Below are 13,373 nucleotides of genomic sequence, written 5' to 3'. Positions count from 1 at the left end.
GGCGCACGATCCCTGCAATCAACGACAGGGAGTTTCATTAATGTTGATCCGTTTTCTGGCATCTACTGCCATTGTGGGCCTGACCGCAGGTGTTGCGGCCGCCGACTACAAACTGACCATTCTGCACACCAATGACTTCCATTCCCGGTTTGAGCCGATCAACAAATATGACAGCGGCTGCGACGCCGAAGACAATGCCGAAGGCAAGTGTTTCGGCGGTTCTGCGCGCCTTGTGACCGCAGTGGAAGAAGCCCGCGGCCGCGCTGAGAATTCGATTCTGGTGGATGGCGGAGATCAGTTTCAGGGTTCGTTGTTTTATACCTACTACAAGGGCAAAGTCGCGGCCGAGTTCATGAACCGGCTGGGTTATGACGCGATGACCGTGGGCAACCACGAATTTGACGACGGCCCTGAAGTGCTGCGCGGTTTCGTCGACTCCGTCGATTTTCCGGTTCTGATGTCCAACGCGAACATTGCTGACGAAGAACTGCTGACCGACAAGATCGCGAAGTCGACGGTTATCGAGGTTGGCGGTGAAAAGATCGGCCTGATCGGCCTGACGCCTCAGGATACGGACGAACTGGCCTCACCCGGGCCAAACGTTACATTTTCCGACCCGGTTCCGGCCGTGCAGGGAGAAGTGGACAAGCTGACCGGCGAAGGCGTCAACAAGATCGTTGTTCTAAGTCACTCGGGCTATGGTGTGGACCAGCGCGTGGCGCAGGAAACCACCGGCGTTGACGTGATCGTAGGGGGGCATTCCAACACGTACCTGTCGAACGTGTCCGACAGGGCCGTCGGGCCTTACCCGACCGTCGTGAATGACGTTCAGATTGTTCAGGCCTACGCCTATGGTAAATTCCTGGGCGAGTTGAATGTGACATTCGACGACGACGGAAATGTGATCGAGGCCGTTGGTGAACCGCTGATCATGGACAACACCGTGACCGAGGATCAGTCCGCGCTGGACCGGATCGCCGAATTGGCGGTTCCTCTGGATGAAATCCGCAACAAGGTTGTGGCCAATGCTGCCGATGCGATTGAAGGCGACCGCGCGATCTGCCGCGTGCAGGAATGCCAGATGGGCAATCTGGTTGCCGATGCAATGCTGGCCCGTGTGGCGGATCAGGGCGTTCAGATCGCCATCGCCAATTCCGGTGGTTTGCGGGCCTCGATCGATCCTGGCGAAGTGACCATGGGCGAGGTTCTGACGGTGCTGCCGTTCCAGAACACATTGTCGACCTTCCAGATCAGCGGTCAGGGGGTCATCGACGCCCTGGAAAACGGCGTGAGCCAGGTTGAAGAAGTCAAAGGCCGCTTCCCACAAGTGGCCGGTCTGGCCTTCACATGGGATCCGTCGGTTGCCCCGAACGAGGGACGCGTAACCGAGGTGATGGTGGCCGAGGGCGATGGATTCGTGCCGATTGACCCGGCGGCGACATATCTGGTCGTGACCAACAACTATGTCCGTAACGGCGGTGACGGCTATTCCATGTTCGAAGGCGACGACAAGAAAGCATATGACTTCGGGCCGGATCTGGCGGATGTCACCGCTGAATATCTGGCCGCGAACGCGCCTTATAAGCCTTATCTGGACGGACGCATCAAGCAGAAGTAAGCATCCCGGCACCAATGACAAAGGCCGCATCCCTGATGCGGCCTTTTCTGTTCGGTGTGTTTTGTGTCAGCTAAGGTCGTATTCCGGCCAAAGCTCGGGATCGAAGCCGTTCAGCATCGGCTGGATGTGGTCTGCGACCTGATTCCAGCCGCCGATTGATTTGGTCGAAATCTTCTTTCGAACCTGATCGATGCTGGCTGTGCGCACCTGCTTTTTGTTCTTTTCCGGGTGCATCATCGTCTCGTGCCATTCGAGGCCAAGGAAGTCCGCAACCTGCCGGCTATAGGTTTCGGGGTCAGCGACGAGCTTTTCATACGGCACGGTCAGAATCCGGTCGCCGAAAATGGTTTCCCAATGGGCGATGTACTTGCGGTACATATTCGCGGAATGCCCGATTGCTTCCAGATTGGACGCATATCTCATACCCGGTGCCGGGAAGCGCCTGATCCATTTCGACAAACCGACATCGCGCGGATCGCGCATCATGTTGATAACTTTCGCATTCGGGAATGCGGAAAGTAAGAAGCCTACCTGCTGGTAGTTATGAGGCAACTTGTCGACAAACGCGATTGATGTCTCCGGGACCGGTGGCATCAGGCGGCGGAAATCTCGGGCAAACTCCTCCGCGTCTTTCGCGTCATAGGCTTTGCCTTCATGGATAAAGTCGTAGGACAAGTCCGGCCCTACAGTCAGTTCCCCACACCCTGCGACATCCGGAATCGAACTCAGCATCATTTCCATGAGCGTCGTCCCGGAGCGAGGTTGGCCGATGACAAAAATCGGGGTCGGCCCATCGACCACCTCGGAGGAGATCGGAGTGTCAATTTCGGGGAACAACTGCACAATGCGTCGAAGTTTCTGGCTTTCGTCGCCGAATTTGTACGGATTCAACTCGTGTTGCAATTCGTTGGCCCGCGCAAACCCGGGCATTGCGGCAGTCAGCCCATGCAGAACGGATGTGATTTGCGCCTTGGCGAACTCAAGCTGCGAGATAGGATGATCGCTGTTGTCGATGGCAGCAGCTACAAGCGGTTCCAGGTCGCGCGCGCGGTCCTCGTCGGCCATGTTGGACAACTGCAATAGTGACGCCACATGAGCGGGATCATTGGTGATGATCCGGTCGAGAATCTCGGCGGCATCCTTTTTCTTGCCTTCCTGATGAAGAATCGATGCTTTTTGGAATGCGACTGCGTTGTCGTCTGGCGCCAGTTCATAAGCGCGATAGGCGTCCTGCCTGCAATTGTCGCTGAACCCAATTCTGTCGTAAGCGCGGGCTCGGGTCGTCAACAGCGTGACATCGTCCGGAGATTTTTTGAGTTTTTCGGTCGCATGCTCAACAATCTCGCGCCAGTTGGATCCTTTGAGTTGGATCTCATCCACAACGCGAACAAGCTCTGCGTTATTGGGAAACTGCTCCAGCATTTTCTCGGCATAAGCCAGCGCGCGCGGGATCTGGCCCGTCTGCATCAGAGCGTTTGCAAGGTTTTCAGCAAACTGAGGGTCATCGGGTTTGCGACGCGCGGCTTCGACGAAATGGGGAATGGACTTCTTGTACTGTTTCAATTCGGTGAAAACAAAACCCGCAATGGCTTGAAAGTCCGTATCCTTTGGAAACTTCTTGATCCCCAACTGCGCTTTTTTAAGTGCCTGCGGCAACTTACCTGCCTCGAGATCACCAAGCGCTTTGCCCTTTAGGGATTTAGCTGTTTGATTTGCCATGTGACCTCGTGTGAACCTGAGCCTGGAGAAAAAAATGTCAGTGGTTCATTACCTATGTGCGGACGGTTTGCAATAACTCTTCCCAACGACGCAATGGCGCAGCTGTTTTCTGCGCGCCCGGCGAACAGCCTTCCGGGCGTTCCCAATTTCAATGTGTGCCCGACCAATCAGGTGCATGTCGTGCGGACCGGTGAAGGAGGCCGCCAGCTTGATCCGATGCGTTGGGGGTTTCTGCCGCATTGGTACAAGGCGCAAAATGATGGCCCTTTGCTGATCAATGCCCGCGCTGAAACACTGGCCCAGAAACCCGCGTTCCGCGCGGCCTGCCGCGAGCGGCGTTGCCTGATTTTGGCGACAGGTTTTTATGAATGGACCAAATCCGACCAAGGACAGAGGTTGCCCTGGTATATCTCGCGCCGCAACAACGAACCGATTGCCTTCGGCGGTGTCTGGCAGGACTGGGGTCCTGACGGTGAACGCCAAAGCACCTGCGCCATCGTCACCACTGCGGCCAACGGAAATCTGGGCAAAATCCATCATCGGATGCCATTGATCCTTGAACCCGACGACTGGGCGCTTTGGCTGGGTGAAGCGGGTAAAGGGGCGGCCCGGCTGATGCGTCCCGGTGCGGAAGATGTGTTGACCTATCATCGGGTTGATCCTGCGGTGAACTCGAACCGGGCCAGCGGCGCAGAACTGATCGAACCAGTCGAGGAGTGAGCTGGCTTTTCTTTCAGCCAAGCCCAAGATAGACCGCAGATATGGTTCTGAAATTCACCACCCTGCCTGACCTCTACACACACGACTTCGATACCGTGATCGATGTGCGAAGCCCTGCGGAATACGCCGAGGATCATTTGCCGGGTGCCATCAATCTGCCGGTTCTGGACAATGAAGAACGGGCGAAAGTCGGCACGATCTACGTTCAGGAAAGCCCGTTTCTGGCCCGCAAGCTGGGCGCGGCTCTGGTGTTTCGCAATGCTGCCGCGCATATCGAAAACAGCCTCAGCCATCACGAGGGAGGATGGCGGCCTCTGGTCTACTGCTGGCGCGGAGGGCAGCGGTCAGGGTCGTTTACTTGGATGCTGCAGCAAATCGGGTGGCGTGCCGACGTAGTTGAAGGTGGCTACCGCACCTACCGCCAGCTGGTGAACCGCTATCTGTACGATGACGTCCTGCCGCACCGCTTTGTGGCGCTGGACGGATATACAGGAACGGCAAAAACCGAATTGCTCGCGCATCTCGCAAAGCGAGGCGTGCAGGTTCTGGACCTTGAGGCGCTGGCCAATCATCGCGGCTCGTTGCTGGGTGAAATGCCCGGAGGACAACCCAGCCAGAAAGGGTTTGAATCCGCATTGTCCGCCGTGCTTTGTCGGATGGACGCCAGTCGGCCAGTGGTCGTCGAGGCCGAGTCTTCCAAAATCGGAAGTCTGATCCTGCCGCCCAGCCTTTGGAACGGGCTGCGAGCGGCTCCTCGTGTCCGAATTGATGCCCCGCTTGCGGCGCGGGCAGATTATCTGGTCGCTGCCTATGATGACATTCTTTCAGATCACGAGCGGATGCGTGACCGGCTGTCACCGCTGCGCTTTCATCGCGGCCATGACGTCGTCGATAACTGGCTGTCCCTGATGGAGGCCGGAGATAAACGTGGTCTGACGCGGGCGCTGATGGATCAGCACTATGATCCGGCCTACGCCAAGTCGCAGAAAGGTAGGGGTGCTCAGGTCATTGCGGAGCTTCAGGCCGACCGGCTGGATACCGACAGTCTTGCCGATGTCGCTGCCCGGATCGAACAGGTTCTGGCCCGGCTTTAAAGACGCAAGCCCAGAGCCTTGGTTAACCGACCGACAATAGCTGCCGGATATCCCGCATCACGAAGTACCGCGCACAGGTCCTGAGCCTGGTCCGGGGCGACCGCAGCCAGCAATCCTCCGGCGGTTTGGGGGTCGAATAGCAAGCCTGCTTTACCTTCCGCGGGCAGTTCCGGAGCAATTGCCCTGTTGTCAGCGAAAATGCTCGACCGGATGCCGTTCGAATACAACTCTTCAGCGCCGACCATTACAGGCACGGCCTCAAGATCCAGTGCTGCACCGCAACCCGAAGCCTCGCACATTCCCTTCAGGTGGCCGGCCAGACCAAAACCCGTGACATCCGTCATCGCATGCGCGCGCCTGAGGATTTCGGCGGCTGTGCCCTGTGGGTGGGTCATGTGGCGAAATGCGGCCGCGACCCACGCGCCATCGGCCTGACCAGCCATTTCAGCGGCCATCAAAACACCGCTGCCAATGGGTTTGGTCAGGATCAGTGCATCCCCCGGCAGACCACCGGCCAGAGTAATAGGTTCCTGGGCGCAAAGACCGATGATGGTGAAACCGATGGTCATCTCATCGCCCATAGAGCTGTGGCCGCCAACAATCTCGGCACCAGCCTGCCGCAGAACGTCGCTGGCGGTTGTCATGATTTCCGTCATCGTGCGGTGCTGCAACGTGGCGGACATGCGGGGCAGGATCACAGTTGCAGTCGCCGCCTGCGGCGCCGCACCCATCGCCCAGATATCACCAAGCGCGTGCACGGCCGCGATGCGCGTCATCAACACGGGGTCTGCGGCGAAGCTGCGCAAGTGATCCGACGTGATGACCTGACGCGCCCCACCCGTTGTCAGCAGGGCCGCATCATCGCCGGGCAGGGGGGTGACATCCGAGCGTTCGGGCGCAGGCAACGTCTGCAAGGCTTGCTGCAAGGCACCACGCCCAACTTTGGCACCGCAACCGCCGCACATCGGTTTGTCACCCAATGCTTCGCGCAAACCGTCCGCATGATGCCCGGGCAGTTTCGGTATTGCCATCTGCGGCAGGTCACGAAATCTGTTCATGAATTTCTGGTCGATGTGGTTTTTCCATTTCCACATCAACGGACCGCTGAATGACGTTCCCAACTTTTCCGCAAGGGCGGACTTCCTGCCCAGCGAAATCAGTTTCAGATAATCTTTCTGCGGCACGTACCGCCGCATCCGTCCCGCTCCCAATGCCGCGCGCAGATTGTCAAACAAAACCGGCGCTTCACGGACCGCATAGACGCCGGCCTTGGGGCGCGGGTTGTCGGACAGGTGCGCGCAATCGCCGGCGGCAAAGATCAAGGGGTGGCTGGACTGCAGATGCGCGTCGACACGGATGTAGCCACCCTGCATCTCTAACCCTGTTTCAGCGATCCAGTCATAGGGTCGCGCACCAGCGGCTCCGGTCACGAACGCGGCTGGGATGTGGCGGCCATCCTCCAGTTCAACATAATCCTTGCCGATCTGGCGAATGGAAGCGTTTTCGAAGATCGCGATCCCCAGGCTTTCCATCGCCTGTCGGATGGTTTCCCCGGCCTTGGGGCCTGTGGCCGTCAAAGCCGTGGCGTTGTCGATCAACGCGACCCGGGCGTCGCGGCCCTGCGCCCGCAACGCATGCGCCATCGCCATGACCAGTTCGACCCCGGCAACACCGCCGCCAATGACCGCGACTGACGCGGGCCCGGGCGTCTTCAGGTAGTCGGCCCAACGTGCCGCAAATAGGCCCAGAGGCTTCGCCGGCACCGCATGTTCCGCAAATCCGGGCAAGGCGGGCATGTCAGAAGTTATGCCCACATTGACCGATGCGACATCAAACGAAACAGGCAGGTGCCCTGAAACGTGAACAACCCGTCTTGCTGGATCCAGGCCGTTTACCGCGCCCAGAATGATGCGCGCCCCGGCAAATCGCGCCAGCTTTACCAGATCGATGTCCAGCTCGTCCCGCCTGTAATGCCCGGCCACATAACCCGGCAACATGCCGGAGTAAGGCGCGGTCGGGCCGGGATTGATGATGGTCAGTCGCGCGCCGGGCAAGGGGTTCATTCCCCACTTGCGCAGCACAAGCGCGTGCGTGTGGCCCCCGCCGATCAGAACCAGATCGCGGGTCAGCGGCAACGAAGGTGTATGCATCAGGGTCAGTTCGCTGTGTGATCCGGGACGTCTTCGACCTGCTCGACCGCGTGGGTGGCCCAAAGCTCATCCTCGCCTGCATCCGGCAGATCGCCGGGCGATTCATGGCGATGAATGTGCCATTTGGCAATGAACAGGGCCGTGATCGGCGCGGTCAGGAACAAAAACAGCGTTATCAGCAGCTCGTGCAGCGACGCGTGATCCTCCAGTAGGACGGAATGAAAGATCGACGCCAGCAGAACGCCCCCAACGCCCAGAGTTGTGGCCTTTGTCGGCGCGTGCAGCCGGGACATCGGATCCTTCAGCTTGATCATGCCAAACGATCCCACGAAACCAAATATGCCCGAGACGATCAGGAAGAAAGCGATGAGAAATTCGAAAATGAAACCCATGTCGCCCTCACTCGATAATGTTGCCACGCAGCATGAAGCGTGCGTAAGCCACCGTTGAAACAAAGCCCAGCATGGCGATGATCATGGCGGATTCAAAGAAGATCTCGGTTCCCAGCCTGAGACCGTAAAGGATCATCAACGCGATGGTGTTGATGACCATGGTATCCAGCGCCAGTACCCGCGTGCCGACACCGTCGGCCGTTACGATCCGCCACAGACACATCATGATCGCCGCGCCAAAACAGGCAAAAGTAAAGTAGATGGCATAGGTGATCATTCGAAAATCTCCTTGAGGCGACGTTCATAGCGTTGCTTGATCTGGTCCCGAACCTCGTCAGTGTTCGGGGCGTCAAGGCAATGGACCAAAAGGTTGTGCCCCTGCGCAGACAGATCGCAGCTGACGGTGCCCGGCGTCATGGTGATCGTTCCGGCCAGCACGGTAATCGCCTCGGGTGTGCGCAGTTCAAGCGGAATACAGACCCAGTTTGGTTGCCGATCACTGTCGCGCTTGAACAGGATGATCCGGGCGACCGCGATATTGGCCATCACAATGTCCCATAGAACGACAAGCATGTATTCCACGATCATCGGCCAGTTGCGCAGTATGGGACGGTCCGGCCAGTAGGGCTGCGTGATGAACGGGATGATGATCCCCAGAATCAGACCAAACACCAGCGAATTCAGCGAGGGTTGGTTGGCAAGCAACATCCACACAAACGTCAGCAGAATGGTCAGATGCGGGTGCGGAAATATCCGGTGTAGCAGTTTGATCATTCTTCACCTCCCATGACGGCCGAGATGTAATTTTCGGGCGAGAACAATTGTCCTGCCGTGCCTTCAGCGTAGGTCAGCGCCGGGCCAGCGAACAAGGTCAACAGCATCAGGCCAAGGACCAATCCGAATACCGCCGTGAATGCCAGCGCCGGTTGAGGTTCGGGCGCAGGCAGAACGACGTCTTCATCTTCATCTTCATCTTCATTTTCGGACTCTGCTGTGTTGTGCTGTGCGTCGTGGCTTTTCCAGAAGATCAGCGACCCGGCCCGGGCCAGTCCGACGATGGTCACAAAAGACCCGATCAGGATCACCGCCCAGATTGCGTTGGCGTCCGGGGCATCCCGCGCGGCGTCCAGTACCAGCAGTTTACCGACAAAACCGGACAGTGGCGGCATACCGGCCAGCGCAATTGCGCCCACGAAGAACAGCGCCGAAATCAATCCGCTTTGCGGCATCGGATTACCGGGCTCAATGGCGCCGCCGCGCCGCTGCATCACAAGGTCGGCCACAAGGAACAAAAGCGCCGTCGCCAGTGTCGAGTGGAAAATGTAATACAGCGCGGCAGCGGTTGCGCCGGGCGAGAACAGCGAAATTGCAATCAGCAAAGTGCCCATCGACGCAATCGCGCAGAATGCGACCAGGCGCGCGATGTGCTGTGCTCCCAGAATGCCGATTGCTCCAACCGCCAGAGTGACCAATGCAGCTGGTTGCAGCCAAGCTCCGACCAGACCTTCTGTCACTGCGACGTCGGGACCAAAATCCAGGGTATAGACCCGCAGGATCGAGTATGCGCCCACCTTGGTCATGATCGCAAATAGCGCGGCCACAGGCAAAGGCGCGTTGGCATAGCTGGCGGGCAGCCAGAAATGCAGCGGCAGAACGGCGGCCTTGATGCAGAAGACCAGCAGCAGCAGTACCGCGCCGACCCGTAGCAAAGCTGTATCTTCAGGTGGAATTTCGGCCACGCGCAGCGCCAGATCGGCCATGTTCAAAGTGCCGGTCACGGAATAGATGGTGCCAAGTGCAAACAGGAACAGGGTCGAGCCAAGCAGGTTGTAGGTGACGTACTGAACCCCGGCTTTCAGCCGTACAGAACCACCTCCGTGCGTCATCAGGCCGTAAGAGGCGATCAGCAGAACTTCGAAGAAAACGAACAGGTTGAACGCGTCTCCGGTCAGAAAGGCGCCACAAACACCCATAAGCTGGAAGTGGAACAGGGCGTGAAAGTGCTTTCCCCTGTCGTCCCAGCCGGAGGCAATGGAATACAGAACGATGGGAAGGGCCAGCAATGCCGTCAGCAGCACCATCATGGCCGACAGTTTGTCCAGCACCAGCACGATCCCGAATGGCGCGGGCCAGTTGCCCAGTTCATAGACCTGAATGTCGCCGCCCGACGCTTTTGCGGTGATGGTCAGGGCGATACCCAGCAGGCCTACGACACCGGCGACCGAAAAGATGCGCTGCAGGTCCAGATGGAATCGCAGTACCATGATGATGAAGGGGGCCAGGATCGCGGGCAGGACGATCGGCGCAACGATCCAGTGATTCATGCGTCTTCTCCTGCGCCGTCCACGCTGTCCTGCGCGCTCATGTCGATGTGGTCATCCATGGACGACAGATAGGCGGACAGGGCGATCATCACGATCACCGCCGTCATACCGAACGAGATCACGATGGCCGTCAGCACGAGTGCCTGCGGCAGCGGATCGGTGTAGGGCACGTCCTTGTACTTGTTCAGAACCGCCGGCGCATTCAGCGCCAGCCGCCCGGTGGCAAACAGGAACACATTGACTGCATAGGTCAGCAAAGACAGGCCCAGAATGACGGGGAAAGTCCTGCGACGAAGGATCAGGAAGATCCCGGCTGCGGTCATGACGCCTACGGCAGAGGCTACGAGCGCTTCCATCAGGCCTGCTCCTTCTCTTGGTCTTCTTCTGGCGGATCATCCCGAAGCGGGTTGATATCCATCGGGAACTCCTGCGCCATGCCCGGTTGCCATGCAAACCGTGACAGGCTGTCCAGCGCCAGCATGACAGCACCCAGAACGGCGAGGAATACGCCGGTGTCGAACAGGATGGCAGTGGCCCATTCGAACTCTTCCAGCGGCGGCCAGTGAATGTAGCCGAAATCGCTGGTCAGGAACGGCCTTTCATTGAACCACGCGCCCAGTCCGGTCGCAGCGGCTATCAGAACGCCCCAGCCGATTGTTCCGTGGTAAAAGAACCTCTGCCGTTCAATGGCCCAGGTGTATCCGCTGGCCATGTATTGCATCAGGTAGGCGATCGCGACGATCAGACCCGCGATAAAGCCGCCGCCGGGCTGGTTGTGGCCGCGGAAAAAGATGTAGGCGCCCACCATCAGGGCAATCGGCATCATCACGCGGGTTGCAACCACCATCATAAGCGGGTGCGAGTCGCCCGATTGCGGCCAGTGCGGTTTGCGGTTCAGAAGATAGGCCCGGACATTCGTGCTCAGAACCGCCTCGGTCAGGGCAAAGATGATCAGCGCGGCAATGCCCAGAACGATGATCTCGCCAAAAGTATCAAAGCCCCGGAAGTCGACGAGAATGACGTTGACCACGTTGGTGCCGCCGCCGCCCTTGTACGAGTTCGCCAGATGGAAATCCGATATCGTCGGAAAAGCGAAATCGCGCAGCATCAGCGCATAGATCAAGGCGCCGCTGCCGATCCCCGCCACGACAGAGATCGCCGCATCCCGCCAGCGGCGCTGGGCGCTGCTGTCCCGTGGGGTTTCGGTTGGCAGAAAGTTCAGCGACAGCAACAGCAGGATCATCGTGACCACTTCGACCGAAATCTGCGTCAGCGCCAGATCCGGAGCGGACAGGTAGTTGAACGCCATTGACACGATCAGACCCACAACACCGATCAGCACCAGTGACAACAGGCGGTTGCGGTGGAACCACATGATCGCGAGCGTTGCTCCCACCAGACAGATCCAGCCGATAATCGGTATGATTGGTGCGGGCAGCGGCACCCGGGTCTCAAGCCCGATTGTGCCGGTCGAATAGGCGTAAAAACCCATCCCCACGGTAAAGGCGATCATGATGATGGCATAGCGCGAGATGACGCCATTGTGCAGTTCGTCCGTGACCCACTGGCTGAGTTTTGTCAGCGCGCCTATCACTGCGTCGAAGATGTCTTTTGCCTCGGGCCGGGGCAGCGCATTCCAGACCTGTTCTCCGCGCTTGTGCAGCGACACCAGGAAAAAACCTCCCAGCGTTGCCACGATGGACATGTAAAGCGCCGGAGTAAAGCCATGCCACAGTTTGAGCGAATAGTAGGGCAGCTTCTCTCCGCCGATCACCGCGCTGGAGACAACGGCGACCAGCGGGCCAACGATGGCGGCGGAATACAGACCGATCAGCACAACCAGAACCACAAGAAATGCGGGGGCCAACCACAGCCCTACGGGCGGATCATGCGGATGTGCCGGGTAATCGTCCCGCTCGGGGCCAAGAAAAACGTGGCCCACAAAGCGGAAGGAATAGGCCGCTGAGAAAAGCGCCGCCAACAGGGCCAGACCGGGCACCAGATAATGCGAGTTCAGCCATGTTGTATGGACTGTTTCCTCAAGCATCATTTCCTTGGAAAGGAACCCGTTCAGCGGTGGCAGGCCAGCCATCGACAGGGCTGCAATCGTCCCGATGGTGAAGGTGATCGGCATCAGGTGCCGCAACCCGCCCAGCCGTTTGACGTCACGGGTTCCGGTCTCGTGGTCGACGATCCCTGCGGTCATGAACAGGGCGGCCTTGAAAGTTGCATGGTTGATGATGTGGAAGATGGCGGCCACGGCGGCAATCTTGGTGCCAAAGCCCAGCAGCATGGTCACAAGACCCAGATGCGACACGGTCGAAAACGCCAGCAAGGCCTTGAGGTCATCCTTGAACAGCGCAATGCAGGCACCGATCAACATCGTTACCAGACCGGTTGTTGCCACGATGTAGAACCAGGCCTCGGTCCCGGCCAGAACCGGCCACATCCGCGCCATCAGGAACAGCCCGGCCTTTACCATCGTGGCCGAGTGCAGGTAGGCCGAAACCGGTGTTGGTGCGGCCATCGCGTGCGGCAGCCAGAAATGGAACGGGAACTGCGCTGACTTGGTGAAACAACCCAGCAGGATCAGGATCAGCGCGGGCATGTAGTAGGGCGACGACTGGATCAGCTCCTTGTTCTGGAGGATAACGCTCAGGTCGTAGGACCCCACGATATTACCAAGGATCAGCATCCCGGCGATCATCGCCAGCCCGCCTGATCCGGTGACAGCCAGCGCCATGCGCGCGCCCTGACGCCCCTCGGGCAGGTGCCGCCAGTATCCGATCAGCAGGAAGGAACTGAGCGACGTGAGTTCCCAGAAAATCAACAAAAGCAGAATGTTGTCGGACAGAACGATGCCCACCATCGCGCCCTGGAACAGAAGAAGATAGGTATAGAACTGCCCCATCGGGTCTTCGCGGGACAGGTAGAACCGCGCATAGAGGATGATCAGCAAACCGATCCCCAGGATCAGCAGGGCAAACAGAAACCCCAGCCCGTCCAGCATGAAATTCGCGTTCAGTCCCAGCCCCGGTATCCAGTCGAACCTGGCCGTCACCACCTCGCCGCGCATGACGGACGGAATGTGGATCAGCAGCCCCATCAGTGCCAGAAATGTGGTCAGTCCGGCAGCCGAGGCCGCCGCGTTTCGTCCCGCCCGGATCAGAAGGGCTGGGAACACAGCTCCGAGGAAGGGAAGGGCCGCGATAAGGAATAGGGACAAGTGCGATACTCCGGTCTGGGCGGTCAAAGTGGTATTGATTTTGTAAGGATAATTCTCTGACTGTCCAGCGATTGCAAGATTATGCGCCCGTTTCGGCGTGAAGGGCGCGCGGATTTTCCTTTGGGGCGAA

11 protein-coding genes are annotated in these 13,373 nt (G+C 58.7%); 3 read left to right on the top strand and 8 right to left on the bottom strand.

Features of this window, described 5'->3' with window-relative positions; all coding sequences use genetic code 11:
• Nucleotides 1-40 precede the first annotated feature (40 nt).
• Complete coding sequence (locus tag ACR3EQ_RS08480) at nucleotides 41-1,618, top strand: bifunctional metallophosphatase/5'-nucleotidase (RefSeq protein ID WP_170609566.1); 1,578 nt, start codon at nucleotides 41-43, stop codon at nucleotides 1,616-1,618.
• Nucleotides 1,619-1,684: 66 nt separating this feature from the next.
• Here ACR3EQ_RS08480 and ACR3EQ_RS08475 read toward each other — a convergent pair whose 3' ends face one another.
• Nucleotides 1,685-3,337, bottom strand: coding sequence for a tetratricopeptide repeat-containing sulfotransferase family protein (locus ACR3EQ_RS08475; protein WP_170609567.1), 1,653 nt, complete (start codon nucleotides 3,335-3,337; stop codon nucleotides 1,685-1,687).
• A 54-nt stretch (nucleotides 3,338-3,391) separates the two neighbouring features.
• Between ACR3EQ_RS08475 and ACR3EQ_RS08470 the strand changes: the two genes are divergently transcribed.
• Nucleotides 3,392-4,057: an SOS response-associated peptidase gene (locus tag ACR3EQ_RS08470; protein WP_480490341.1), complete on the top strand. Its 666-nt coding sequence runs from the start codon at nucleotides 3,392-3,394 to the stop codon at nucleotides 4,055-4,057.
• A gap of 41 nt (nucleotides 4,058-4,098) precedes the next feature.
• Complete coding sequence (mnmH, locus tag ACR3EQ_RS08465; protein ID WP_480490339.1) at nucleotides 4,099-5,151, top strand: tRNA 2-selenouridine(34) synthase MnmH; 1,053 nt, start codon at nucleotides 4,099-4,101, stop codon at nucleotides 5,149-5,151.
• Here mnmH and selD read toward each other — a convergent pair.
• Genes selD through ACR3EQ_RS08430 form a run of 7 tightly spaced genes read right to left on the bottom strand, consistent with a single transcriptional unit; the run spans nucleotide 5,148 to nucleotide 13,243 of the window.
• Nucleotides 5,148-7,301, bottom strand: a complete 2,154-nt coding sequence (selD, locus tag ACR3EQ_RS08460) for a selenide, water dikinase SelD (RefSeq protein ID WP_480490337.1) — start codon at nucleotides 7,299-7,301, stop codon at nucleotides 5,148-5,150. The two genes, mnmH and selD, sit on opposite strands and share 4 nt — an antisense overlap.
• 5 nt (nucleotides 7,302-7,306) lie before the next feature.
• On the bottom strand, nucleotides 7,307-7,693 hold the full coding sequence (locus ACR3EQ_RS08455) for a Na+/H+ antiporter subunit G (protein WP_170609573.1): 387 nt from the start codon (nucleotides 7,691-7,693) through the stop codon (nucleotides 7,307-7,309).
• A 7-nt stretch (nucleotides 7,694-7,700) separates the two neighbouring features.
• Nucleotides 7,701-7,970 (bottom strand): K+/H+ antiporter subunit F, encoded by a 270-nt coding sequence (locus ACR3EQ_RS08450; protein ID WP_170609575.1) that lies wholly within the window; start codon nucleotides 7,968-7,970, stop codon nucleotides 7,701-7,703.
• Nucleotides 7,967-8,464 (bottom strand): Na+/H+ antiporter subunit E, encoded by a 498-nt coding sequence (locus ACR3EQ_RS08445; protein WP_170610870.1) that lies wholly within the window; start codon nucleotides 8,462-8,464, stop codon nucleotides 7,967-7,969. The genes ACR3EQ_RS08450 and ACR3EQ_RS08445 overlap by 4 nt, the downstream gene beginning before the upstream one ends.
• Complete coding sequence (locus tag ACR3EQ_RS08440; protein WP_170619489.1) at nucleotides 8,464-10,017, bottom strand: monovalent cation/H+ antiporter subunit D; 1,554 nt, start codon at nucleotides 10,015-10,017, stop codon at nucleotides 8,464-8,466. The genes ACR3EQ_RS08445 and ACR3EQ_RS08440 overlap by 1 nt, the downstream gene beginning before the upstream one ends.
• Nucleotides 10,014-10,373, bottom strand: a complete 360-nt coding sequence (locus ACR3EQ_RS08435; RefSeq protein WP_170609578.1) for a Na+/H+ antiporter subunit C — start codon at nucleotides 10,371-10,373, stop codon at nucleotides 10,014-10,016. Before ACR3EQ_RS08435 ends, ACR3EQ_RS08440 begins: the two co-directional genes overlap by 4 nt.
• A complete protein-coding gene (locus tag ACR3EQ_RS08430) occupies nucleotides 10,373-13,243 on the bottom strand; it encodes a monovalent cation/H+ antiporter subunit A (protein ID WP_170609580.1) in 2,871 nt (956 codons plus the stop codon). The genes ACR3EQ_RS08435 and ACR3EQ_RS08430 overlap by 1 nt, the downstream gene beginning before the upstream one ends.
• Nucleotides 13,244-13,373: the final 130 nt, after the last annotated feature.

The sequence above is a fragment of the Ruegeria sp. AN11 genome (assembly GCF_056536005.1).
The sequence above is the reverse complement of the archived record's forward strand: the minus strand, read 5'-3'. Positions and strand labels throughout refer to the sequence as shown.